Genomic DNA, 26,378 nt, shown 5'->3' with positions numbered 1-26,378 from the left:
TATGGGCTATGTACCAATTCCCAAGGACTTAAAAAAGGTAAAAACAAAGGTAGCCTTTAATCTTACAAGAAGACAATTAATTGGATTTACACTTGCTGGACTGGTTGGTATACCAGTCTATTTATTTATGAGAAAGTTTATGCCTAATGATATAGCGATACTGTTTTTAATTGTATCAACTCTTCCAATCTTCTTTGTAACACTATTTGAAAAGGATGGACTTACCTTTGAGAAATATTTTAAGCACATATATTTGCATAAGTTTTATCAACCACAAAAGCGAGTGAGAAAGGAGGTTTACCTTGAACAAGAAAAGAAAAATACAGCAAATGCAGTTAGAAAAAAATCAAAAAGTATTAAAGGAAAACAAAAGAAACCAGAAAAAAGAAAAGTTGACTAAGCAGAAGAAAAAAGCTTCTCTAATCGACTTAATATTTAAGAAAGAGCCTAAGAGATACACTGTTGAAGACACAATACCTTATATGAGAATGCTAAAAAGTGGGATATGTCAGCTTGATGAAAAGCACTTTAATAAGTGTATTGCATTTCAGGATATAAACTATCAGCTTGCATTAGAAGAAGATAAGGATTTGATTTTCAATCAATTTGCGAATGTCTTAAATTCGTTTGATCCAAGTGTAGATATTGAGTTTTCATATATCAATCAGCTTGGAAGAAATAATGAATTAAAAGCAGCTATTCAGATACCGGATAAAAATGATGGTTATGATGATATTCGATTAGAGTTTCGTGAGATGTTAAAAAGTCAGCTTGCAAAGGGAAATAATGGGTTAAAGAAATCGAAGTATATCACCTTTGGAGTTGAAGCGGATAGTTTGGAGCAAGCGACTGCAAAACTTGAGCGACTTGAGATTGATATATTGTCAAATCTAAAGAGTATGGGAGTTCGTGCTGAGGGCTTAACTGGAACAGAAAGACTAAAAGTCTTACATGATATTTTAAATCCAGATAAACTCTTTTCTTTTTCATATAAAGACTTAAAACCAAGAGAAAGTACAAAGACGGTGATTACACCAGATTCTTTTAATTTTGTACCGAGTAAGTATTTTAAGTTTGGTAAATATATTGGAGCTGTAAGTCATCTTCAAATACTTGCAAGTGAGCTATCGGATAGAATGCTTGCAGAATTTTTAGATATAGATGATAACATCAATATTTCTTTTCATATCAAGGCAGTTGAGCAGACAGAAGCTATCAAGATGGTGAAAAGAAAAAATACAGATATTGATAAGATGAAAATTGAGGAAAATAAAAAGGCAGTTAGAAGTGGCTATGATATGGATATCTTGCCAAGTGATTTAATTACCTATGGAGATAATATCAAGATGCTTTTAAAAGATCTCCAGACAAGAGATGAGCGTATGTTTATCGTAACGATTGTCTTTATGAATTTTGCAAGGACAGTACAAAAGCTTGATACGACTATTTCTCAAATTTCATCTATTGCAAGTAAGCATAATTGTAAGATTAAACGCTTAGATCATAGTCAAGAACAAGGTTTTATCAGTGTATTACCTCTTGGAGTAAATAAGATTGAAATAGATAGAGGGTTAACCTCATCATCAACAGCAGTCTTCTTACCATTTACAACAGAGGAGCTTTTCATAAACTCATCAAATAGCTTGTACTATGGATTAAATGCCCTAAGTCATAACCTGATTATGGCAGATAGAAAAATGCTTAAAAATCCAAATGGATTGATTCTAGGTACGCCTGGTTCTGGTAAGTCCTTTTCTGCAAAGCGTGAAATGGCAAATGCTATTCTTACAACCGATGATGATGTCATTATCTGTGATCCAGAGGGTGAATATGGCAATCTTGTTAAACAGTTCAAGGGAGAAGTCATTAAGGTTAGTGCAAAGAGTAAAGACTATCTCAATCCACTAGATATAAATATGAATTATGGAGATGGTGATGCACCACTTAAGGATAAGGCGAATTTTATTATGTCTATGCTTGAACTTGTGGTTGGTGGTAGTGGTCTTACAGCAGAAGAAAAATCTGTTATAGATAGGTGCTTACCTAGAATTTATGAGAAGTATTTTGAAAATCCAATACCAGAAAATATGCCTATACTTCAAGACCTTTACAATATGTTAAAAGGACAAGAAGAAAAGGTAGGAAAGAAACTTGCAACAGAAATGGAAATCTATGTTTCAGGAAGTCTTAATGTCTTTAATCATCAGTCAAATGTGGACTTAAATAAGCAGTTAATTTGTTTTGATATTAAGGAACTTGGAACGCAGCTTAAGAAAATAGGAATGCTTGTTATTCAAGACCAGGTCTGGAATAAAGTTTCTCAAAACAGAAATACCGGCAAAAGCACAAGGTATTACATTGACGAGTTTCATTTGCTTTTAAAAGATGAACAGACTTCACAGTATTCGGTAGAAATCTGGAAGAGATTTAGAAAATGGGGAGGTATTCCAACAGGCATTACACAGAATGTTAAAGACCTACTTGCAAGTAAAGAAATTGAAAATATTTTCGATAATACAGATTTTATTCTAATGCTTAATCAAGCAACAGGTGATAGAGACTGGCTTGTTGTAAAGCTTAAAATCTCAAAAGATCAGGAAAAATTCGTTACCAATTCGAGAGCTGGTGAAGGTCTGATTTTCTTTGGGAACACCATTGTTCCCTTTGTAGATAACTTTCCTAAAGACACAATCCTATATCAAAAGATGACTACAAAACCTGAAGAAGTGAGGTAGCGTCTTATGAGTAAAAAAAGAAAGCGAGATTTAAATGAAAAGTTAAGAGCAAGAGAAGAAAAAATAATCACAAAGGCTGAAACAGATGATGTCCTAGATTACAAAAGAAAAACTGGAGATGATTATAGAGACAAGGTTGTTAAAGAAGAAAATAGGTTTCAAGATAAGATTCACGAGAAGATAAGTAAAAGGGCTGATATTACTAGTGAAATAGACACAAGTAACAAGAGCAAAAATGCTATAAAAAGAAATCTTCAATGTAACAGTTTTGAAACTGATAGTGGAATGAAGCCTATTGTAGAGTCTGCAGAGAAAAACCAAAGGATAGAAGTTAGTTCAGATGCTTATAGAGTTTTTGAAAATACCGCTTCTAAAGAAACTCATAGGAATAGAGAAGTAGGTAATACTAATAATGGTTTGAATAGTCAGAGCGTAAATGTTAATAAGCGAAAACATTCTAAAAAACTTGTGAGTGATTTTGCTGAAACGGAAGTAGCTAAGTCAGATTATCAAACAGAGGTTAAAGAAAATCGTATCTATGATCCTTTGGCAAAAGACCAAGATGGTGATGGTGTCATTGATAGATACGATAATGATTTTAGAGATAGCGATGTATCCTATGAGCCTTTAGGTAATAAAAAATCCAAACTTTATGAAAAGCAGAAAAGGTCACTTAAAAGAAAGAACTATTCTGATAAGCTCTTTACAAGAAAAGGGACAGATAAGAAAAAAGAAGATAATACTAAAGTTTCTAAAACTGGTAAAGAAGCCATCAAAGATAGGGAAAAGAAAAATCAGCTCTATAAAAGGTATAACAAAGAAACCCTAGTCGGTGGGAGTGTGATTGGAGCCGCAAAACTTGGTGAGGTTACAAGTGATTATCTATCATCTGGTAGTGATGAAAATGCATCGGTTGAAGCTGCCGAAAAAGGTTTAGTAAGTTCATCTAAACTTATTCATGGCGTAAAGAATTATTCGGACAAGAGAAAAAGTAAGAAGCTATATGATTTAGAAAAGAGCGATAGGAAAATTCAAAGTAGAAAGTCCAAGCTTGAGTTTAGAAAAAGCATGGACGAGGTTAAGAAGACTGACCAATATAAAAAAGCAAATGCTTATAAGAAGTTTCAAAAGAAGAAACAGATGAAGTCAGCTATCTATAAGCAAAATAAGACAAGAATTAGAGATAGAGTTAAAAAGACACTGATGGATACATTCAAGGTATCTAAAGACTTTATCATAAGAAAAACGAAAGTAGCAGCAATAGTAGTAGCTGCCATAATTATTTTTGGAACTTTTGTATTTAACTTTGCAAGCATGACAATGGGTGGATTTGCTAATTCTACAAGTAGCATTTTAACAACATCGTATTTATCAAGACCAAATGTTTTAACTGAGATTAACCAAAGTTTTTCAAACAAGGAGAATGACTTATATAGCGAGCTTGAAAATATAGAAAAGAATAATCCCGGATATGATGAGTACATCATAAATAAAAATGGAGATATTGGTCATAATGTTCATGAGCTTTTATCCTATATCACCTCAAGATGTGGTGAAGTAAAGAGTTTGTCTGAAGTTAGTAATATCCTAGATGATTTGTTTAAGACTATGTACCATGTCGATTATAAAGAGGAAATAGAGATAAGATATAAGACTGTAACTGAAACTTACACCGATGAAGAAGGGAATGAACATACCGAGAGCCACGAAGAACCTTATGAATATAGAAAGCTCATTGTTACCCTAAATAAAAGGGAAATGGATAGTGTCATTAGAGAAGTCTTTAGAGATTATCCAGATAATTTAAAACACTATGAAGCACTATTCCTTGCACAGGGAAATATGGGTGAAATGTTTGGAAACACCAATCTCATTACTGAAAATGGTGGCATTGGTGGAGGAAAAGAATATGAAGCATCGTCTGATGCTCAAAAGAAAATTGTAAATGCAGCATATATTACTCCATCACCTGGAGCAGGTTGGTGTGCAATGTGGGTTTCACAAGTTTATCAAAATGCAGGTCTTGGATATATCGGAGGAAATGCTAATGATATGTATCGAAATCATACATTTACTTCTGATAGATCAAAGTTAAAAGTAGGAATGCTTGTAGCTGTTGAAAGTAGTAGCAGTGGTGGTCAAGCCGGACTTACTTATGGTCATGTTGGCATTTATATTGGTGATGGTAAGGTAATGGATAACATCGGTGTTGTTAGAGTTACAACTTTGGATGATTGGATAGCAACATTTTGTAAACATCATCCAGTAGGCTTTGGCTTTCCACCAAATGTAAACAGATAAGGAGGGCAGAATGTGAGAAAAGAATTAAAACTAACGAAAAATAAAATAAAGAAACTTCTTGATAAAAAGGCTCTGATTGATAAAGAATTAGAGCCTTTATTTATTCGAGAAGAAGAACTTGAAAACGAAGAAATCATCGTGATTTGTAGAGAAAACAACATCACGCTTGAGGATTTAATGAGAAAAGTAAAAGAAGAGAAAAAACAAAAACAAGAAAAGGAGTTTAATGATGAAAAAATTGTTGAGTAACAAAAAGATTTTAGCAAGTATACTTGCTTTACTGGTGTTAGTAGGCTTAGTGGCAACAGTGTACCTAAACAAATCAAATATTGTATATGCTATGGGAGGCGATAATAATCATGGGCAGTATAAAACAAAATTTATTGTGAATATGATTGACAATACAAGCGATCAGAATATAAGTAAGGCATATTATGAGGATAAGCTGAAATTTAAGATAAATATTTTAAAGGAATTTAAACTTGAGGGTAATTTAACATCATTTGATAGATATGATGAAATGTTTACAGAAGCTGATTTTGATACCGAAAGAACGGGACATACAAGATTTACAAGCAAAAAAGAATTTAATTATTATAAAGCTACTGGTGTAAATATTGGCAGCGGCATATTCTTAGATTTTACAGAAAACAATCAAGACTACTATGTTGGTTCTATTGAGGAGCATATTAGAACATATAGCGATAATAAGATTTACCATATCTTAGATACACCTGTATATAAGCTGAATCGAGATATTGTAAAAACTAAGATTGATTATGATGGAGAAATAAAAGAAGAGTCCAAAAAAGAAATTATAAATAAAGTTAAGGAAGCCAATCCTAATATCAACAATCTTAAAGAAATAAAGATTGAGAAGGATAAGCTCATCATTGAAACTTGGAATAGATACCATACAGGTCTTCCATATATAACTTTTAATGTAGATGACTTAATTACAAGAGTGGCAAGTGTTGATACGCAAACTGATAAAACTGAAAAAAAGGATAGTTCAGTACAAACAGATGATAAAAGTAAAAAAGATTCAGCAACACAAACTAAAGCAGAAGTTAAGGTAAAATACTTTTTCGAAGATGGAAAGGTATATAAAGAATTTACTAAAACTTTTGATGTAGGCTATGTTCTTGATGCTTCAGAACTTGATATGTTACCTGATAATATGAAATTTCTTGATGATTTTGCCACATATAAGGTAAAGGGAAAAGATGATGAAATTATAAGAAAGGTATCTTATCTAAAGAAAGATGAAAATACTCAAACCGAGAAAGATATAAAGGATAGTGCTACTCAAACTGAGGAAAAGAAGAAAAAAGATGTTTCTGTGCAAACTGTTTTAACAGGAAAAGACATTGAAAAGTTAGAAAAAGACCTAAAAGCCTATGAAAAAGAAATGGATAAACTAAACAAGGAGCTAAAAGATAAAGCAGACATTTCTAATGATAAGAAAGAAGAAATCAATAAGCTTAATGATAAAATTAAATCCTTAGAAGAAAAGCTTGAAAATAGAAAAAATGAAAAGATAAAAGGTATATCAGATAAGGATATTTCAAAGCTTGAAGATAGAATTAAAGGCTTAGAAAGTAAAATTGATACTCTAAAAAATACATCATCAAGCACAGGAAACGCTCCATCAAAGACAGTTACATCTAATTCAATTCCTTTTACAAGCGGAAAAGGAACACAAACAGGTAGCGAAAAACAAATTGCTTCAAATTCTGCGACAAAAAAGGGAAACACTACATCTGAAAACACTGGTAAAAAAGAAGAAAAGCAAGAAATTCGCTATCCGAATAAGCTAACACCTAAACAGCCACAAAACAGTCAAGGAAACAGTGGAACAACTGGAAGTAGCACAGGAACAAGTACAACGACAAATACCAATAAAGGCGTTGCATCAAGTCCCTCTAAGGCAAGGGCATCCGTTACAGAGAATGTAGATAATGCAAACAATAAGTATCCTATTCATCATAATGATGGAGAAGATAATAAGTCTACGGATATGTATTCAGCAGACGCAAGACAGTTTGTAACTTTTACAACTAAAAATGGAAAGACTTTTCATCTAATCATTAACCATGATGAAGATAGCGAGAATGTAATGCTTTTAACAGAAGTTTCAGAAGATGATTTGTTAAATATGGTTGAAAAGAAAGAAGCTCCAAAACAGGAAATTACAAAAGAAGAGTCAAAGAAAGAAGAAGTAAAGCCAGTTAAGAAAGAAGAAAAAAGTAGTATGGGAACTTACATTATCTTACTTCTTTCAGTAGGTGGAGCATTAGGAGCAGGCTATTATTTTAAGGTAGTTAAGAAAAAGGAAAATGAAGAGCTTGAAGCATTTGAAGAAGATGACGATAGTTTCTTTTCAGAAGCTGAGGAAAGTGAAAATGAAATAGATGAAGTTGAAACGGAAGATAAAGAAGATGATGATGAGTTAGAGTAAACTTGCACCTAAAACTATATAATTTTGGGTGCAAGATATAGGGCGAGAGAGTAAAATCTTTCGCCCTATTTTTTACAGGGAGGATAAAAATATATGAAACTTGTAATTGCAGAAAAACCAAGTGTTGCCCTATCCATATCAAAAGTAATAGGAGCAACAAATAAGAAAGACGGATACTATGAGGGAAAAGGCTATAAGGTAAGTTGGTGTGTAGGACACTTAATTCAGATGGCAAATCCTGATAGTTATGATGAAAAATACGCTAAATGGAATATGGCGGATTTACCGATTATTCCAAAAGAATATAAGTATGTTGTATCAAAAGCTACTAAAAAGCAGTTTAATACTCTTAAAAAACTGATGAATGATAAAGATGTTGATACTGTAGTAAATGCTTGTGATGCAGGTCGTGAGGGCGAAGCAATATTTAGACTTGTATATAACGAGGCTCATTGTAAAAAGAATATGAAACGACTTTGGATTTCATCAATGGAAGATAGTGCCATAAAAGATGGTTTTGATAATCTAAAAGAGGGAAAGTTCTACGATAATCTCTTTGAGTCTGCACAGGCAAGAGCGATTGCAGATTGGCTTGTTGGAATGAATATCAGTAGATTTTATTCGTGCCTATATAAGCAAAATTACAGTGTAGGAAGAGTGCAGACACCTACCCTTGCAATGATTGTAAAAAGAGATGAGGAAATAACCAATTTCAAAAAAGAAAAATATTTTACAGTAGAGCTAAGTCTTAATGACTTTACACTTTCAACAGATATAATTGATGATGAAATAACAGCAGAGCAGCTCTTAAACTTAGTAGGCGATAAGATAGAAATTACCGATGTTATTCAAAAAGAAAAGATAACAAAACCTGATTTGCCATTTGACCTTACAACGCTCCAAAGAGAGTGCAACAAATATTTTGGATATAGTGCTAAGCAAACACTGGATTATGCACAGAGCCTATATGAAAAGAAGTTTATCACTTATCCAAGAACGGATAGTCGTTGTCTTACAGAAGATATGATTACAAGCACGATCAATAATATTTTAGGAAAGAATGATTTTGACACAGAGCGTATAAAGGTAGTATTTAATTCAAAGAAAGTGACAGATCATCATGCAATCATTCCAACAACAAGCAGTATGAATGAAGACTTTAATTCACTTCCTGAAAGTGAATTAAAGGTATATCGACTTATCTTAAATAAGTTTCACGCAAGTGTGGGCTATCCTTTAGTGGAAAACACAACGAAGATTGTCGCTGAATTTGATAGCTTTGAATTTACAAGTAGTGGTAAGGTAATTAAAGATGATGGATTTACAAAATATCTTAAAGAATACAAGTCTAAGAAAAATGAAGATACAGTACTTCCTGATGTGAACATAGGCGATGTATTAAGCGTTGAAAATAAAGAAATAAAAGAAAAATACACAACACCACCGAAACATTTTACGGAAGATACACTTTTAAAGGCTATGGAAGTAGCGGGTAATGACGCCTTAGAAAAAGGCATTGAGGTAGAAAGAAAAGGACTTGGTACACCGGCAACAAGGGCTAGTATTATTGAAAACTTAATCTATAAAGGCTTTGTAGAAAGAGATAAGAAAAATTTAATCGCTACGCATAAAGGAATTAGTCTTGTAACGATTGTAGCTGACACCTTTAAATCAGCTAAAACAACAGCTAATTGGGAAATGCAGCTTTCTGATATTGCAAGTGGTAAAGAAGATAAGGAAAAGTTTTTAAACAGCATTGAAGAAGAAATTAAAAATACGATAAGCACATACAAAAAATAGAAATTGAATATAAACCAAAGGGAATGAGAGAAATCTTGTTCCTTTTTTATTGGAGGTGGTTGAGATTGAAACAATAAAAATTATAGAACTATTTGGTGGTATAGGTGCTATTAAAAAAGCTTTAATGAGGCAAAAAATACCTCACCAAGTAATTGATTATGTAGAGATAGATAAAAACTGTGTTAAAAGCTACAATGCTTTATACCATACTGATTTTAAGCCGAAAAGCATTTTGGATTTTCATCCGCCTGATGAAAGAATAGATTTACTAATGCATGGTAGTCCATGTCAAGATTTTAGTCGAAGTGGCTTAAAGAAAGGTGGCACAAAAGGTAGCGGTACAAGAAGTAGTCTTCTTTTTGAAACAATACGAATTATAGAAGAAATGAAAATACGACCAAAGATAGTGCTTTGGGAAAATGTAAAGGGAGTTCTCGACAAGAATATGAGAGCTTCCTTTTTTCATTACCTAAAAGAAATGGAGAGACTTGGATATGAGAACAAATATGAAATTCTAAATGCTATGGACTTTGGAATACCACAGAAAAGAGAGCGTATCTTTGTTGTAAGTATTTTAGGTGAAAACTACTTTAATTTTTCTTCTTTAGAAAAGATAGAGGCAAAGGATATATCTAAGTTTTTAGAAGAAGATGTCTCTATTCTTTATGAAGTAAAGCAAGAGTCAATGCTTAGACATATAAGAGGAGATCCTAAAAATAATCATTTCAAGGGCAGATTAAAAGTTATTGATAAGTTTGCCTACACAATTTCCACCAAGCAAGTGCGTATTCCTAATTCAGGAATTATTGATTTAAGTAATGGCAAATATAGATATTTAACTGAGCGAGAATGCTTTAGACTTATGGGTTTTGATGATGAAGACTTTAATAAACTCAAAGCTATATATCCAGGAAGAAAAGGTAAATTATCGTCAATACTTTATAAACAAGCTGGAAATAGCATTGTCGTAAATGTGTTAGAAGCAATATTAAAAGAAATTTTGAAGAACTAGGAGGTAAAGATGAGAACAAATGATTTTTACAATATTATCGAGCTTGTAAAAAGAGATGTTTTAGATAGCGAAAATGAGTATCTGAAACTCTTAAAAGTAATTGGAAATAATCAAAGATATGACTTTTTAAGTCAGCTTAGTATCTATGATAAAAATCCAAATGCAACTGCTTGTGCAAGCTTTGATATGTGGAGGGAAAGATTTAATCGCACCGTTATGCGAGGACAAAAGGGTATTCCAATCCTAAGTGAAACCTATCCATTTCAAAAGGTTGGATATATCTTTGATATTAGTCAGACAGTATCTATGGATAGAGGCGTAAATGAGGTAAAACTATGGGCGTTTGATAGAGAAAAACATGAAGAAGCACTAAAAGATATGCTTACTCTTCGTGGCTTTGAAGCAAGTGATAAGTTATCTGAAAATATCTACTCACTTAGCAGAGTTTATGCAGATGACAGCATCTATGAGCTTTGTAATAACTTGAGAATTTCTGATGAAGATAGAAACTCATTTGTAAACTTTATGAGAAATTCTATTAGCTTTGCAATTTCAAATAGATTTAACCTGGATTATCCTATTCCAATGGATAACTTACAAGAAAATTTTAAGTACTTAGATAGAATTTCTTTAATGAGTGTTGGTAACTGTATTTCCAATGCTTGTAGTAATATTATTGAAGCTACAATGGTAAGAACAAGAAATTTATCTGTCAATCAAGACCTGACAAAGAGTATAGGTGCCGATTATAATAAGATTAACGAAAATAATAATGAATTAGGAGGTATAAAAAATGCTATTCGATCAAATGACCAAAGAGATGATGATACAAGAAACCGAGTTCTTGGAAATGGAAAATACGGACGAGATAATTTCAAAAATCAAGGAGAAGACCTTGAACAATCTGGAAAACGAGAAGAGCTTCATGGAAAAATTTCCAAATCCGACTTACGCAGTGATGAGACTGGACTTTCTTACAGAAACGAGCGAGGAGAAACACTATCAAATGCTAATAGACCTTTACAAAGAGAAGGAATTACTAATGCATCTAATGGAAGTACAGAAAAGAGCAATCCACTTTATGAGAGAGGAAAAACCGAAGATGATGGAAGCTTGGAAGATAACGGACGAGAATCATCCAGAGTACAAGGCGATGATTTCAGCCCTAAAAGAGATGGTGATAAAGGAAATAGTAGAAGCATAGAAAACAGCATAGAAGATATGAATGAGGAAGCAGAAAATGCTTCCTTTTTCTATTCTAAGGAAGATCCATATAATCTAATGACTGATGAAATGCTTGAGCGTGTTCCTGAACTTTATGAACAGGAAAAAATAAGCCTTGCCGAAAAAGAAGTTCATGCAGCATATATTATTCCATTTAGAAGTAACTGGACTTGGTATATGACAGAGTATGATAGAGAAAGTGGCGATGCCTTTGGGCTTGTTTTAGGAATAGAGCCTGAATGGGGATATTTTAATATCAATGAGCTTAAAGAGCTAAATGCTCAAAGACTAATTTTAGAGGATTTTCCAAAAACTTTTAGAGAACTTAAATACACAGAACTTAAAAAACAGATGGATGAACAAGAGCTTCAGATGGTTTTTAATGGTGAACTTAGCTTTGAAGATGATGTAATTCATAAAGAAATTAACAACGAAGTTATAGAGGAATTTGAAGAAGAATTAAGCCCTAATTTTGCCGAAGAAGTCGGATCTATAATGGAAGAGTACGAGGTATCAAGAGATATTGCAATCAGTAGACTTACCACAAGCAAATTAGAAGAAGCACTTCAAGGCACAAATATTAAGCTAAGCGATTTTAATTCTGAACAGTTAGAAGAGATTATGAGTGCCATTAAAGAATATGACTTTTATGGAAATGAGATTACAGAAATTGCAGATCCAAAGCTTCCTGTTTGGAAGATGGAACAGTTAAAATGGCTGATTGATGACTGGAACAAAGATACAAACGGTGTTACATCAGAAAAGATAAAGTATCTAAAAGACCTAGATATTAAACTTGCAAAATTCAATGTACTAAAAGGTTATCTAATAAATGACGATGTAAGCATAAGTCAAATTGAAGAATTTAAGGACAATATCGACTTTGTTACGATGAGCGAGTTTGTTGATAGCCTTAAAGAATATTCATATAACAATCAAAATGAAAAAGTGGCAATTAAGGTGGGTAACGAATTTATCCTTGCAAGTAAACAAGATAGCTTAGAGATTAGCCTTGAGGATACTGGAAGAAAAGTAGTAGTTGATGGAGTAGAATATTCACTTAATCGAGGAGTAGATTTTGAAGAAAGCACAAAGGTTGATACTTTGATTGATAGTGGAAAATATGAAGCATATAAGATTGCTGATTATGTTGTGGAAGCTACTCAAGTTGAAGCAAAACAAGAGACACTTTTTGATTACCTTAATCCAGAAGAAGATAAAGAAAAATCATTAGACTTATCTGTTGGGAAAATGGTCTACATGGATCATGAGGTATATAAGATTGATGATGAAGTGAGCTTTAATGAGATTCTAAAAAAGAATGATTTAAGACTTGCTCCTCTAAGAAATGGTAATCATATGATGCCTATAGTAAGTTTTGCAGATGATAAAGAGTTATTAGAAAAGATTAGCTTTGATAGACCTAAGCTACTTGTTGGAGACGAAGTTCACTATAAAGATAAAGACTACACTATAACTCGCTTTGACGAGATGGGTGGTGGTCTTAAGACTGTTACAATAAAAGATAATGTTGAGTATCTTGGAGGAATGATTACGGGTTCAGAAGTTATTCCGTATAGATTAGAAAGTGATTTAGAAAGACTTTTCGGACTTGAGGAAAAGAAACAAGAGAAAGTATCAAACTTTAGAATTAAAGAAGATATTCTCCCTGATAAACTTGCTCCAAGTGAAAGGTTAAATAATAATCTTGAAGCCATTGCAATGCTCAACAGGATAGAAAAAGGTGAAAGGGATTTAGATGTCACAGCACAGGAAACTTTGGCTAAATATGTTGGGTGGGGTGGACTTGCTGATGTCTTTGATGAAAGTAAAGACGGTCAATGGAAAGAAGCAAGAGCTTTCTTAAAAGAAAATTTATCCTCATCAGAATATGAGGCTGCTAAGGAATCTACCTTAACAGCTTTTTATACGCCTAAAATTGTAATTGATGGAGTATATAGTACGCTTTCAGAAATGGGATTTAAGAATGGAAATATTTTAGAACCATCGATGGGCGTAGGTAATTTTATCGGTAATCTTCCAGATGAAATGAGCAAGTCAAAGTTTTATGGAGTTGAGCTTGATTCTGTTAGTGGTAGAATTGCAAAACTTCTTTATCCTGAAAGTGATGTGCAAGTGAAAGGCTTTGAAGAGACAAGTTTTTCAAATAACTTCTTTGATGTGGCAATTGGTAATGTTCCGTTTGGCGAATTTAAGGTTAATGATAGGGAATACAATCGTAATAACTTTCTAATTCATGACTATTTCTTTGCTAAATCTATTGATAAGGTGAGAAATGGTGGTGTTATAGCCTTCATCACATCATCTGGAACAATGGACAAGAAAGACGAAAGTATCCGTAAATATATAAATGCAAGAGCAGAGTTTTTAGGTGCAATAAGACTTCCTAACGATACCTTTAAGGGTGTTGCCGGAACTGAGGTGACAAGCGATATTATTTTCCTGAAGAAAAGAGATAGTGTACTTGAGCGTGACGATGACTGGGTTCATTTAGCAGAAGATGAAAATGGCTTAACTTACAATAAATACTTTGTAGACCATCCTGAACAAGTATTAGGTTCTATGCGTGAAGTTAGTGGTAGATTTGGAAAGACTTTAACTTGTGAGCCGATAGCCTTTTTAGGACAAGAGAATAATATGGAGTCTCTTAAAAACCGTATTGAAATAGCAGGTGAAAGAATATCAAAAGATGCGAAGTATGAAGAGATAGAGCTACTAGATGATGAAGTAACCTCAATCCCCGCAACCGATGATGTAAAAAACTTCTCTTATACCTTGATTGATGATGAGGTATATTACAGAGAAAATTCACTTTTCATTAAGAGAGAAGTATCAGACAAAAACAAGGAAAAGATTAAGGATTATCTCGAATTAAATGAGGCATTAAAGGATGTGATATACAAGCAAAAAGAAGATTTTAGTGAAGCTGAAATCAAAGAATCTCAGGATAAATTAAACGTAGTCTATGACAGTTTTTCTAAGAAGCATGGCTTTGTAAATAACCTGAGTAATACTAGAGCTTTAAGAGAGGATAGTAACTTCCCACTGGTATCTTCTATCGAGATACTTGATGAAGAAGAAAGCTTCAAGGCAAAAGGCGATATTTTTTCTAAACGAACTATCACAAAAGCGAAAGTAATCGACCATGTAGATAATTCACTTGAAGCATTGGTACTATCTATTTCACAAAAAGGTTATGTAGATTTTGATTACATGACAAATCTTACGGATAAGGATAGAAACACTCTTATAGACGAACTTAGAGGAGAAATCTTTTTAAACATTAGGGAAGAGAATGTTAGTTTTAATCAGAAGCTTTCTTTTGACTTGGAAGATGGTGATTTACCATTTGCTTGTAGCGAAGAGACTAACTCCTTTAAGTATACCTATGTAACGAAAGATGAATACTTAAGTGGAAATATTAGAGAAAAAATAGGTATTGTAGATAGTTATATCAATAGGTTGCGACAAGCAGAACGAATGCTTCCAGAAGAAAGTGAAAACGAAAGGGAAACACTTGTAAATGAACTAAGCAGACTGGAATATCAAAAAGCAAAACTTCAAAGAGTAATGCCAAAGGAACTTGAAGCAAGTGAAATCAATGTAAGGCTTGGTGCAACATGGATTCCACCTAAGGATATTGAAAGATTCATATTTGAAACATTAAAGACTCCAGGATATGCAAGATGGGATATTAAAGTTAAATTTTCACATTTAACCAGTGAATGGAATGTTGAGGGAAAGAGCAAAGATAGAGGAAATGACCTTGCTGAAATGACCTATGGAACAAGTAGAGTGAGTGCCTACAAGCTGATTGAAGATGCCCTAAACCTTAAAGAAACAAAAGTCTTTGACCAATTAGTAAATCCAGATGGTTCAAAGACTTCGGTACTAAATAAAAAAGAAACCATGCTTGCAGGACAGAAACAAGAGCTTATCAAGGAAGAGTTTAAGAACTGGATATTTAACGATGTAGATAGAAGAACAAGACTTGTTAAAGCATATAACGAGAGATTTAATTCTATTCGTAATCGTGAATATGACGGTTCTAACTTAAGCTTTGATGGAATGAGTACGGATATTACACTTCGTAATCATCAAAAGAATGCAATTGCAAGAATACTATATGGTGGCAACAGCTTACTTGCCCATGTAGTAGGAGCTGGCAAAACCTTTGAAATGGTAGCAAGCTCTATGGAAGCAAAAAAACTTGGAATGTGTACTAAGTCCTTATTTGTAGTTCCTAATCACTTAACAGGACAAATTGGTAGAGAGTTTATGCAGCTATATCCGTCAGCAAATATTATGGTTGCTGATAAAAAAGACTTTGAACCGAAAAACAGAAAGAGATTTATTGGAAAGATTGCCACAGGTGAATATGATGCAGTTATTATTGGGCATAGTCAGTTTGAAAAAATTCCAATGTCTAAGGAATATCAACAAAAGCATATACAAGACCAGATTGATGAGATTATCAATTATGTAGAAGAGTACAAGCATGACAGAAATCAAAATTTCACAGTAAAAGAGCTTCAAAAAACCAGAAAGAAATTAGAAACAAGGCTTGAAAAGTTAAATGATGATTTCAAAAAGGATGATGTTATTACTTTCGAAGAGCTTGGCGTAGATAAGCTGATTGTTGATGAAGCACATAACTATAAGAACCTATATCTTTATACAAAAATGAGAAATGTTGCAGGTATTGGACAATCTGAAGCTTTTAAATCTTCTGATATGTATATGAAGTGCCGATATATGGATGAAATGACTGGTGGAAAAGGAATTGTTTTTGCAACAGGCACTCCAGTATCCAATTCAATGACAGAGCTTTATACTATGCAAAGATATTTACAGTATGATGCTCTTAAAAAGAACGGCTTAGAGCATTTCGACTCTTGGGCATCAACTTTTGGAGAAACACAATCTGCTTTTGAATTATCTCCAGAGGGAACAGGCTACAGAGTGAAGACTCGTTTTTCAAAGTTTTATAACCTACCTGAGCTTATGAGTATGTTTAAGGAAGTTGCCGATATTCAAACCTCAGATATGCTCAATCTTCCTGTTCCAAAAGCTCATTTTGAGGTTATAAAGACCGAGCCATCTGATGAACAAAAAGAGATATTAAAGAGTTTATCTGAAAGGGCAGATAAGGTGCGTAATAAGTCCGTAGAGCCTGAAGAAGATAATATGCTTAAAATCACTAATGATGGTAAGAAACTTGCATTAGATCAGCGTTTAATCAATCCATTACTTCCAGATGATGAGAACTCAAAGGTGAATGTATGTGTTAAAAATGTATTTTCTATTTGGGATAAGACAAAAGAAGAAAAATCAACACAGCTACTGTTTTCTGATATGTCTACACCAAAAGGAGATGGCAGCTTTAATATCTATGATGACATTAGAGGTAAACTTGTAGATTTAGGAATACCAAAGGAAGAAATTGCTTTTATCCATGAAGCTAATACCGATAAGCAAAAGGATGAACTATTTGCAAAGGTAAGAAAAGGTGAAGTTCGTATCTTAATGGGTTCAACGCAGAAGATGGGTGCTGGGACAAATGTGCAAAATAAACTAATTGCAATGCATGATTTAGATGTCCCTTGGAGACCTGCTGACCTTGAGCAGAGAAGTGGCAGAATTGTTCGTCAAGGTAATGAAAACAAGGAAGTTAGTATCTATCGTTATGTTACGGAGAATACATTTGATTCGTACCTTTGGCAGACGATAGAGAATAAGCAAAAATTTATTTCACAGATTATGACTTCAAAGACACCTGTTCGTGTGGCAGAAGATGTGGACGAAAATAGTCTGAACTATGCTGAGATTAAGGCACTTGCTACAGGTGATCCAAAGATAAAAGAAAAGATGGATTTGGATAATGAAGTTACGAAGCTTAAAATGCTTGAGGCAAACTACAAGTCCAACCGTTATAGATTAGAGGATAAGGTTGCAAAGACATATCCTGAAGAAATAGCAAGGACTGAAAAGCTAATTGAAGCAGTGAAAAAAGATATTGAAAATGTTGAACCACAGGGAAGTAGTGAAAATAAATTCACTTCTATCTCGATTAATGGCGAGATAATTCGAGATAAAAAGATCGCTGGAGAAAAGCTCTTAGAAGCGATTAAAGGTGTAAAAATTAATGAAAGTAATGTTATAGGACAGTACCGAAATATGGACTTAGAGGTAAGCTATAACTTCTTCACCAATGAGCATAACTTTAGCTTAAATGGTGCTGCAAAGCATTCAGGAGAGCTTGGAAAAAGTGCGGACGGTAACCTTACAAGACTGGATAACGCTCTTGAGAAAATGCCTGAGAAATTAAACAGGCTTGAAGAAAAACTTATCAGCACAAAGGAACAACTTGAAAATGCCAAAGAAGAACTTAAAAAGCCTTTTGAAAAAGCAGATGAGCTAAAGACAAAAGTATTAAGACTGGCAGAATTAAACAAGCTACTTGATATGGGAGAAGTAGAAGAAAAAGAAAATCTTAATCCATTACTTGAAGATGTAAAGAGGGCTATTGTAGATTTTTGTAAAAGGGAATATGAAGATGATAGTTATACCTATGAAAATTTTAGTAATCTATTTCCTGACCTTGCTCATATTGGAATTGCATATACTACTACACCAGATGAAAAGCATGAAATTCAATATGAAATTAGCTTAGAAGACTTTACAGCTACTCAATATATCAATGGAGAACCAATTACAAAGATTGATTATCTCAAAGACCTTGGAAGTGAAGAAAAGGCATTGGAATTTCTAAAACAAGAAATGGAATATGGAGACTTTGGAGAGTTTGTATCTATTGATGATAATGACCTAAAAAAAGCATTAGGTCTTGAAAGAGATGACGATGGTAATATCTATGATCCGCTTGCAAAAGATTTGGACAATGATGGTGTGCCAGATAGATATGATAATGACTTTAGAGATAGTGACTATTTTGAAACTACTTATGATGTAGAGGATAATCTTAATGCAAGAGCAGAAAGCAAAGAAAAGGTATCTGAAAAACCATCTATTTTAGGGCAAATTAAGTCATATCAGTCACAAGAAAAACAAGCAGAAACACGAGAAAATAAATCAAAAGAACATGATGAACGTTAAGGGGCTTATTACAAGCTCCTTTTCATTTTTAGTAGAAAAATGGAGGTATATTATGAACTACAAAGAAATGAGAAATACACTAGAACAAATGGCAAACGAAAATCACGAAGATTTTGCAAAGGCACTAATTAGTTTTGAAAAAGGAATCAATGATAAAGATGCCTTGGACAAGTTATACCAGGAGTATATGGATAATGACAGTATGAGCTTACTTAATGATGAGTTTGATTACTTGATTGATGAACTTAGAGAAAATGGACAGATTAAAGAAAGTGTAGCAATTGAAAAAGAAGACAATGATCTAGTGAACATTGTTGGGAATGTCGTAGGTGAGATTGAAACAATTGAAAGAGAAAACAAAAATGGAGAAGCCTTTAAAGTAGTTAATTTCTCGGTTGTGGCAAAAGATGATGAGGGGAATAAGACTTATACCAATTGTTCAGCTTATGGAGATAAAGGTGATATTCCAAAGGAATTTAAGCAAGGTGACTTTGTAAAGCTGTTTGGTCAGGTAAGAACATCCATTGATGATAATGGAAAGGAACATACTAATATTAGAATCCTATCGTCTAAGCTTTTAAAAGCAAAGGAACAGATGAAAAACCAAGAAGAAAAGAAAGAATCTGTGCTTGGAGCAATAAAGAAATATAAGGCTGAAGAAAAAGCAAAACCTATGGAGAAGAAAGAAGCTTCAAAGGAAACTGAGAGATAGAATATGTCGGTGTGGTCTTCGGACTGCACCGATTATTTTTTTATAAAATAAGTTCGAGAAAAAGGAAGATAATACTACTAAAAGTTCTATTATTATGCTATAATAGAAAAGATGTGATATTAGGATAGATAAGACTGGAGGATAATCATGTCGAAACTAAGCTATAAAAAATTATTTAAGAAATTAATAGATATAGAAATGAAGAATACTGAGCTTATGGAAAAAGCAAAAGTAAGTAAAAGTACATTCTACAAAATAAAAAATGGCGAAAATGTTACTACTGATGTATTGCTAAGGATATGTGATGTATTGGAATGCGATATTTCGGAAATTGTAGAGTGTGTAAGTATTGAAGATGGAGGAAAAACGGGTGTCTAAGTTTACAGTTATAGATTTATTTTCAGGAGCTGGTGGGCTATCCAAAGGATTTTTAGACGCTGGTTTTGATGTTATTTTAGGAATTGATTTTGATGATAGTGCATTGAAAACTTTTGAAAATAATCATGGCAAAGCTAAAGCATTAAAATTGGATTTATTTAATCTTGATAATATTAATTACATAATTTCAGAGTTTGGTAGAGAACATAATACACTTGATGTATTAGTTGGTGGGCCGCCTTGTCAAGGCTTTTCTTTAGCTGGTAAAAGAGAAGAAGATGATAAAAGAAATATGTTATATAAAGCGATGGTTAAATTGGCGGAAAGAATGAAGCCAAGAGCTGTTGTATTAGAAAATGTTCCTGGAATGCTAACACTTTATGATGGTGCTGGCAAAAAAAGAATATTTAATGATTTTGAAAAGCTTGGTTATAAAATGTCAGTGAAAGTTTTATATGCACCTGAATATGGTGTTCCACAAATACGTAAAAGAGCTTTTTTTGTAGGGCTATTGAATTCTAAGGAAGGGTTTACATTTCCAGAGCCTATTCTTTCATCAGAAAATTTTGTTACTTGTGAAGATGCAATAGGAGACTTACCATCTTTAGAAGGTATTTATGGCGATGAGATACAGGAATATGAATGTAGTCCACAAACAAAATATCAAGCTGAAATGAGAAAAAATTCAACTAAATTATATAACAATATAGGAACAATTCATTCGTCAAAAACAGTGAAGATGATTTCTCTTGTGCCAGAAGGGAAAAATTATAAAGCTTTACCAGAAGAATATAGGAATATGTATAAATATAATGAAGCATTAACACGATATCATAGCAAGAAACCTTCATTAACTATAAATACTGGGCATAGATCACATTTTCACTACAAATATAATAGAATACCGACGGTAAGAGAGAGTGCGAGGTTACAGTCTTTCCCAGACGATTTTATTTTTTATGGGAATAAATCCGAACAATATAAGCAAGTTGGGAATGCAGTACCACCTAAATTGGGGTATGCTATTGCAAAAAAACTCAAGGATTATTTATAGAGAAAGGTTAACAGTAGTATGCAAAAATATAAATTTATAGACTTATTCGCTGGTTGTGGTGGACTGGAAGATGGATTTATGCAAACTGGTGATTATGAGTGCATATCGTCAGTTGAATGGCTGAAGCCACAAGTAGATACGCTAAGGCATAGATTAAAAAATAAATATAATATATTAGATGCGGATGAATCTGTACTACACTTTGATATACAGAGAGAAGATGAACTATTTAATGGTTGGAGTAATGATGAGAACTTTGGTTCCTCTTTGGGGCTAGATTATTATGTTAAAAAATCAAATGGTGTAGACTTAATTATAGGTGGGCCACCTTGTCAAGCTTATTCAATTGCAGGTAGAGTTAGGGACGAAAATGGAATGCGAAACGATTATAGAAATTATCTTTTCGAACATTATCTATCTGTTGTAAAAAGATATAAACCCAAAGTATTTGTATTTGAAAATGTACCTGGAATATTAAGTGCAAAGCCAAATGACAAAAAGATAATTGAAATAATTGAAGAAGAGTTTAAAAAAAGTGGATATGTAATCAGCAATAAGATACTGAAGTATGGGGTTGTTGATGCTTCTAAATATGGAGTACCTCAAAGGCGAAAAAGGGTGATTTTACTTGGCGTTAGAAAGGATTTGGATTCTTTAAACTCTATATATGATAAGATTGATGATTTTTATAATGTAATTCTACCTAAATATCAACAGAAAGAGGTGACGGTGGGAGAAGCAATAGATGATCTGCCTAAAATCAGTCCTATCTGGGATGAAAAAAAAGAACAAATAAAAAAGCATATACTTATCAAGAAGGGATAAATTGGCATATACCTCGTTACCATAATTTGAGAGATATGGATATTTACAAAATGTTGGCTGAAGATATTGAGACTGGTGAAAAGAAATATACCAACGCTGCGGCTATTACTAAAATATATGAACAAAAAGTTGGATCTAAGTCACCGATACATAGATACCATGTTTTGAGAAAGGATGAGCCTAGCACGACAATCATTGCTCATTTATATAAGGATGGTAATAGATTTATCCACTACGATTCATCCCAAGCTAGAAGTATTACACCACGTGAAGCAGCACGACTTCAATCATTTGACGATGATTTTAACTTTATTGGGTCGCAAGGAAGTGTATATCAAATGATTGGTAATGCTGTACCACCCAAATTAGCTTTAGCAATAGGTAAAGCTGTAAAAGAGTTTTTAGATAATCTATAGAGAGGAGATTAATATGTTCCATTATTTATATACAAATGATATGAGGGTATCTAATTTAGAAGAAAAAGCTACATCATTTGCAAAAATGTTCTTAACAGATTCAGTTCCATCAGCTAGTGAAGATAAATCTACAAATAATAATGCTAATACAATTGGATTTTATTTAAACCTTATCAATAAAGGTAACAGTGCAAAACTAGCAGCTAAGGGTGATGTTAGAAGTGTTGTGCTTAATTTTATTAAAACATTTCAATTTCCAAATCCAAGGACAAAAGAAAGTTTTGAAAACGCAGTTAGTGATGGCATTAAATTAGCTCCGATGCGTGAAATTATTAAAATACTTTTTATTTACTATCAAATGAACTCTGGAGAAGTTTATTTAACAAAAGATGAAATAGTAAACTTTATTTTTTACAATGAAAATATAGCTTTGCAAATTGATGCCGATAGGATTCAACTGATAAAACAAATTGAGGAATATAGGACGACTAAAAATTTGCCTTCAAATATTGCTCCAACTAGTGAAAGAATTTGGAAGCATCAGGATAGGCAAATTAATGAATTATTGAGCGTTATTGAATGGTCAAAATTTATTGAGGTTAAGTCTGACAAGGTGTTTTTTATAGTACCTACAAAAGATGATAGTAAGTATAAGTCTGAACTATTGGATATTATCATGTTTGATGAGTTTTGGGATTTCAATGATCAAGACAATATTTCAGATTTAAAATCTAGTTATTTTGAATATTGTGATGAACAGATAAGCGTCGAAAATATTGAATTTGAGAATTACAATGATATTCAATGTAACAAGTTAAACAGAAATATTCAAAATATATACTTTGGAGCACCTGGAACAGGAAAAAGTTATGGAGTGGATAAGTTAATAAGAAATTGCTATCCGGACATTGAGAATAAAGATAATCCATTTGTTTTTAAAACAACCGTTTATTCGGATTATTCATATTACAATTTTATAGGAAATATTATGCCGACATCAAAAAACGGTGAAATTGGATATGACTTTAAGGCGGGAATTTTTTCTCAAGCACTCGCAACGGCATTTGAATATAGTGACAAGGAAATCTTTTTAATTGTTGAAGAAATGTCAAGAGGAAATATTGCAAGTATATTCGGTGATATTTTTCAATTATTAGATAGGGATAAGAACGGACTTAGCGAATACTCAATTAATAATGATTTAATAATTCAACATTTTGATGAAAAAGGCATTAATATCGGTAAAAAAATATTCTTACCAAGGAATTTTCATATAATAGGAACAGTTAATACAAGTGACCAAAATGTAAACGTAATAGATACAGCATTTAAAAGAAGATTTGAATTTGTATATGTTGATGTAAGTCCTGTTTCTAAAGATGGAACAATCATGAACGAATATGTGTTTACTCTAGCAAATAAGGAATTTGAATGGAATAAATTGTACATGTCATTAAATAAGCTTATAACTACAAAATTAGAACTTAGTGAAGATAAACAAATTGGACAGTTCTTCATTAAATTTAATAATTATAGTAATGATGAACAAAAATTTGCTGCAATACAAAATAAACTATTGCATTACCTATGGGATGATGTACAAGGTGCAGTTATTTCTGATGAGTATAAGATATTTAATAAGGATTACAAAACATTCTCTTCTCTATATAAAGATTTTGGTGAGAAACTTAATGTATTTAGTGAAGAACTAATTGATTTATATGATAAACAATAATTGTAGAGGTGCGAAATGAGTCAACAGGAAATTCGTGTAGTAAATGATGGTCAAACTGTTGATAAAGACTTCGTAAACTCTTGGGAGATATTTGATTATTGTGATCAATACAATGGAAGTCTTACAATATCTTTTGTCGGAGCAATTATAAAAAATGATAAAATTTTATTTTCATTTCCAAAACATTATAAAGTTGATGATGAACACAACCAAGTTTCTTGTATGAAACAAATACTTTATATTTTATCGAAATCAAAAGCAAGTTATGGTAGTTTTGATAAGGGAATAAAAGGAGAATTTCCGATAAAAGCATATTTAGGCATTTTGATGCATTATAAGAAATATGGTTTATATTTATCTAATGAACAATATTATGAAAATGGATATGCTGGAAACATAGATTGGAATAGAACAGTAAATAAATCAAACAAAATCATTCAGAAAAAAGGTGTAATATTTTTCCCATTCACTATTAAGAGGACTAGGGACAAAAGTGTATTTATTAGCGAATGTATGAATTACGTTTTATCAGATGCAAGCAGATATAAGAAGTTTATAAATACGATTATGCCGTATGAATATATTAATAAAAACAATATATTCAACAACTTAAGGTATGTACTTAATGAACTAAAAAGGATTAGAAATATATATTTTAAAGATATAGAAAAAAGGCTTATTAACAATTTGATTGAATATATAGAGTGGAAAAGCACAACTAGAGATAATGTCAGACTTATAACATTGAAATTTGAAAATTATTGGGAAGTAATGATAAATGAATATCTCAACGATGGTTTTTGTGGAATAGAAGAAGATCAAATTATTTGGGGAGAAAACAAACAAAATAAATTCTCTAAGCCTGAAATGGAATATGTGGAAAGCGCAGAAAAAAGATTGCAATATAAGAGCAGAAGTCCATATAAAATACAGTATGATCATATATTTATTGATGATGATAATCACAAGATTGTTCTTTTCGATTCCAAGTACTTTAATGCAGAAGTGGAACAACTGAATTATAAACAATTATTCTATCAATATAATTTAAAACAAAAATATCCTGAATTTTTCATATATAATGGATTGCTTTTACCTACAGAAAAAACTTATTATACAAAAATTCATGTAGATAGAACCGATCTCGATGGAGTTAAGATTGTAGAACATTATATTAATTTGAATTCAGTTCTGGATCATTATTCGAGAAAGATTTAGAGAAAGGAGATGTGAATTATGAGTAGTTGTCTTAGGAAAATAGAATATTACGGAATTTGTTTTTGTGAAAGGGGAGGGGAATATGAAGATTCGGAAAAATTAGTAGATTTAGTGACTGCCCTAGATACTAATTTTATTTATGATGATAGCAAAACGAATAAATTTTGGAGACTTGATACAAAAGAAAGATCGAATAATATTTTTAAATTGATTTATAAGTCAGGAAAATATAATCACTCTCCTAATTACATTTCTAGACTAAATGGACAAGAAAGACTTTCTGATAAGGATTTAGATGAAGGAGAATGTGAAAAAACACATATAGTAATAGATACAAATACATCATCTTTAATTATAGAATCTAGAAGAAGTGGCATCAGTGCCTTTTCAATAGTTAAATATATTAATTCTTTTATTAAAGATAGAAATCTTGACTTCAATAAAATTAAGGTTGTAAAAGAATTAAAAGAAGATTTTTTAAGTAATATACAAGCTTTAGATAGAATACAAAGTGTTGAACTATTTGTAGAAAAAGAAATAATTGGTTCTGATTATTTGAATTTAATTGAACCGACTACAGAGACTCAAGATGAGGTAGTTATTACGATAAAAGCTCAAAAAAGGAAAACTTTGATTAGATCTCAAATTATAGATAGATTTAAAAAAATAGGATTACAAGGAGAGAAGACAAAACGAATTAGAGTAAGGGGACGAGATTCTGATAATATTACAGTTTTATTAGATTCTCTAAATCAAGGAAAAGTTGAACAAATATATGTAGATTTAAATGAAAATGGTACTGTAAACTCAAATTCATTTTTTGAAAAGGCTATAGAAGTCCTATGAGAAAGAAGTATAATATCGAATGGATAAGAATAGTAATTGACTATTTGCAAGTATCAGATACGCAGGATAAAAATATTGAAATAGTATTTCCAGTTTTTTTATCAGTTATAACTTCAGGGTTGTATTATAGATTTAATGATATTGTTTACGCCGTAAAAATTTTTAGTGAAATTTTATTAACTGTTGACTCTATGTTGATTGGATTCACAGGAATTCTGGTTACACTTTTATTAACTACCGAAAACAGAACAATAGACACTTTAAAGAAAAAAGAATCTCCTAAAGAATTATATGGTAAAAAAGTGAATCTTTTTGATTTACTACATATTTTATTTACAAATTCATTGTTGAATGAGATTATTCTTCTGTTGGTAGTAATGCTAAATTTGTTTCTAAGAGGATTACTTTATAATAAAATACTAAGTTTACTAGGACTAATCATAGAAGTATTTATGATACTAAATATTACTTTTTCAATGATGAGAGGAGTCAATAATCTTTATTGGACATTTAAGAAAAAGTAA

The 26,378-nt window shown here is 32.2% G+C and carries 16 protein-coding genes and 3 pseudogenes; all 19 read left to right on the top strand.

Annotation, left to right across the window (positions count from 1 at the left end; genetic code table 11):
• Position 1: 1 nt before the first annotated feature.
• The 19 genes and pseudogenes from ANG_RS09790 (at position 2) to ANG_RS09715 (ending at position 26,378) form a co-directional block, all read left to right on the top strand.
• Positions 2-400, top strand: a complete 399-nt coding sequence (locus tag ANG_RS09790; RefSeq protein ID WP_003033666.1) for a PrgI family protein — start codon at positions 2-4, stop codon at positions 398-400.
• Complete coding sequence (locus tag ANG_RS09785) at positions 303-2,735, top strand: VirB4-like conjugal transfer ATPase, CD1110 family (protein ID WP_100207873.1); 2,433 nt, start codon at positions 303-305, stop codon at positions 2,733-2,735. Before ANG_RS09790 ends, ANG_RS09785 begins: the two co-directional genes overlap by 98 nt.
• A 6-nt stretch (positions 2,736-2,741) precedes the next feature.
• Positions 2,742-3,005: pseudogene (locus ANG_RS11665) on the top strand (CHAP domain-containing protein); the annotation flags it as partial.
• A gap of 15 nt (positions 3,006-3,020) precedes the next feature.
• Complete coding sequence (locus tag ANG_RS09780; protein ID WP_414929856.1) at positions 3,021-5,036, top strand: CHAP domain-containing protein; 2,016 nt, start codon at positions 3,021-3,023, stop codon at positions 5,034-5,036.
• Positions 5,037-5,048: 12 nt separating this feature from the next.
• A complete protein-coding gene (locus tag ANG_RS09775; RefSeq protein ID WP_001224413.1) occupies positions 5,049-5,285 on the top strand; it encodes a hypothetical protein in 237 nt (78 codons plus the stop codon).
• Positions 5,266-7,497 carry a CD1107 family mobile element protein gene (locus tag ANG_RS09770; protein WP_025271990.1) on the top strand — a complete coding sequence of 744 codons (2,232 nt, stop codon included), beginning with the start codon at positions 5,266-5,268 and terminating at the stop codon, positions 7,495-7,497. Before ANG_RS09775 ends, ANG_RS09770 begins: the two co-directional genes overlap by 20 nt.
• A 93-nt stretch (positions 7,498-7,590) precedes the next feature.
• A complete protein-coding gene (locus ANG_RS09765; RefSeq protein WP_025271989.1) occupies positions 7,591-9,297 on the top strand; it encodes a DNA topoisomerase 3 in 1,707 nt (568 codons plus the stop codon).
• Positions 9,298-9,361: 64 nt separating this feature from the next.
• Entirely contained in the window at positions 9,362-10,309 is a 948-nt protein-coding gene (locus ANG_RS09760; protein WP_197537836.1) for a DNA cytosine methyltransferase, read from the top strand.
• A 1,203-nt stretch (positions 10,310-11,512) separates the two neighbouring features.
• Positions 11,513-18,269 (top strand): annotated as a pseudogene (locus tag ANG_RS09755) (helicase-related protein); the annotation flags it as partial.
• Between the two features lie 101 nt (positions 18,270-18,370).
• Positions 18,371-18,670: pseudogene (locus ANG_RS11685) on the top strand (helicase); the annotation flags it as partial.
• A gap of 52 nt (positions 18,671-18,722) precedes the next feature.
• Complete coding sequence (locus ANG_RS09750) at positions 18,723-19,382, top strand: hypothetical protein (RefSeq protein WP_025271986.1); 660 nt, start codon at positions 18,723-18,725, stop codon at positions 19,380-19,382.
• 147 nt (positions 19,383-19,529) lie between these two features.
• Positions 19,530-19,760, top strand: coding sequence for a helix-turn-helix domain-containing protein (locus tag ANG_RS09745; RefSeq protein WP_010680156.1), 231 nt, complete (start codon positions 19,530-19,532; stop codon positions 19,758-19,760).
• A complete protein-coding gene (locus ANG_RS09740) occupies positions 19,753-20,814 on the top strand; it encodes a DNA cytosine methyltransferase (protein ID WP_025271985.1) in 1,062 nt (353 codons plus the stop codon). The genes ANG_RS09745 and ANG_RS09740 overlap by 8 nt, the downstream gene beginning before the upstream one ends.
• An 18-nt stretch (positions 20,815-20,832) precedes the next feature.
• Entirely contained in the window at positions 20,833-21,639 is an 807-nt protein-coding gene (locus ANG_RS11590) for a DNA cytosine methyltransferase (RefSeq protein ID WP_269446316.1), read from the top strand.
• Between the two features lie 35 nt (positions 21,640-21,674).
• Positions 21,675-22,055: a DNA cytosine methyltransferase gene (locus ANG_RS11585; protein WP_269446315.1), complete on the top strand. Its 381-nt coding sequence runs from the start codon at positions 21,675-21,677 to the stop codon at positions 22,053-22,055.
• Between the two features lie 13 nt (positions 22,056-22,068).
• Positions 22,069-23,790 carry a 5-methylcytosine-specific restriction endonuclease subunit McrB gene (locus ANG_RS09730; RefSeq protein ID WP_025271984.1) on the top strand — a complete coding sequence of 574 codons (1,722 nt, stop codon included), beginning with the start codon at positions 22,069-22,071 and terminating at the stop codon, positions 23,788-23,790.
• 15 nt (positions 23,791-23,805) lie between these two features.
• Positions 23,806-25,008: an LlaJI family restriction endonuclease gene (locus ANG_RS09725; protein ID WP_025271983.1), complete on the top strand. Its 1,203-nt coding sequence runs from the start codon at positions 23,806-23,808 to the stop codon at positions 25,006-25,008.
• 18 nt (positions 25,009-25,026) lie between these two features.
• The gene (locus ANG_RS09720; protein WP_010680161.1) at positions 25,027-25,854 is read left to right on the top strand and encodes a hypothetical protein; all 828 of its coding nucleotides are present in this window, start codon (positions 25,027-25,029) and stop codon (positions 25,852-25,854) included.
• Positions 25,851-26,378, top strand: a complete 528-nt coding sequence (locus tag ANG_RS09715; protein ID WP_025271982.1) for a hypothetical protein — start codon at positions 25,851-25,853, stop codon at positions 26,376-26,378. Before ANG_RS09720 ends, ANG_RS09715 begins: the two co-directional genes overlap by 4 nt.

Source organism: Streptococcus anginosus subsp. whileyi MAS624 (genome assembly GCF_000478925.1).
In the GTDB taxonomy this organism is placed as follows: domain Bacteria; phylum Bacillota; class Bacilli; order Lactobacillales; family Streptococcaceae; genus Streptococcus; species Streptococcus whileyi.
This window is presented reverse-complemented; position numbering and strand designations above follow the sequence as displayed.

Excerpts from the sequence above, each read along its gene's own strand:
- ANG_RS09790 (WP_003033666.1), top strand. The coding sequence starts at position 2 with ATGGGCTATGTACCAATTCCCAAGGACTTAAAAAAGGTAAAAACAAAG.
- ANG_RS09780 (WP_414929856.1), top strand. The coding sequence starts at position 3,021 with ATGAAGCCTATTGTAGAGTCTGCAGAGAAAAACCAAAGGATAGAAGTT.
- ANG_RS09770 (WP_025271990.1), top strand. The coding sequence starts at position 5,266 with ATGAAAAAATTGTTGAGTAACAAAAAGATTTTAGCAAGTATACTTGCT.
- ANG_RS09765 (WP_025271989.1), top strand. The coding sequence starts at position 7,591 with ATGAAACTTGTAATTGCAGAAAAACCAAGTGTTGCCCTATCCATATCA.
- ANG_RS09750 (WP_025271986.1), top strand. The coding sequence starts at position 18,723 with ATGAACTACAAAGAAATGAGAAATACACTAGAACAAATGGCAAACGAA.
- ANG_RS09745 (WP_010680156.1), top strand. The coding sequence starts at position 19,530 with ATGTCGAAACTAAGCTATAAAAAATTATTTAAGAAATTAATAGATATA.
- ANG_RS11590 (WP_269446316.1), top strand. The coding sequence starts at position 20,833 with ATGCAAAAATATAAATTTATAGACTTATTCGCTGGTTGTGGTGGACTG.
- ANG_RS11585 (WP_269446315.1), top strand. The coding sequence starts at position 21,675 with ATGGATATTTACAAAATGTTGGCTGAAGATATTGAGACTGGTGAAAAG.
- ANG_RS09730 (WP_025271984.1), top strand. The coding sequence starts at position 22,069 with ATGTTCCATTATTTATATACAAATGATATGAGGGTATCTAATTTAGAA.
- ANG_RS09725 (WP_025271983.1), top strand. The coding sequence starts at position 23,806 with ATGAGTCAACAGGAAATTCGTGTAGTAAATGATGGTCAAACTGTTGAT.
- ANG_RS09720 (WP_010680161.1), top strand. The coding sequence starts at position 25,027 with ATGAGTAGTTGTCTTAGGAAAATAGAATATTACGGAATTTGTTTTTGT.
- ANG_RS09715 (WP_025271982.1), top strand. The coding sequence starts at position 25,851 with ATGAGAAAGAAGTATAATATCGAATGGATAAGAATAGTAATTGACTAT.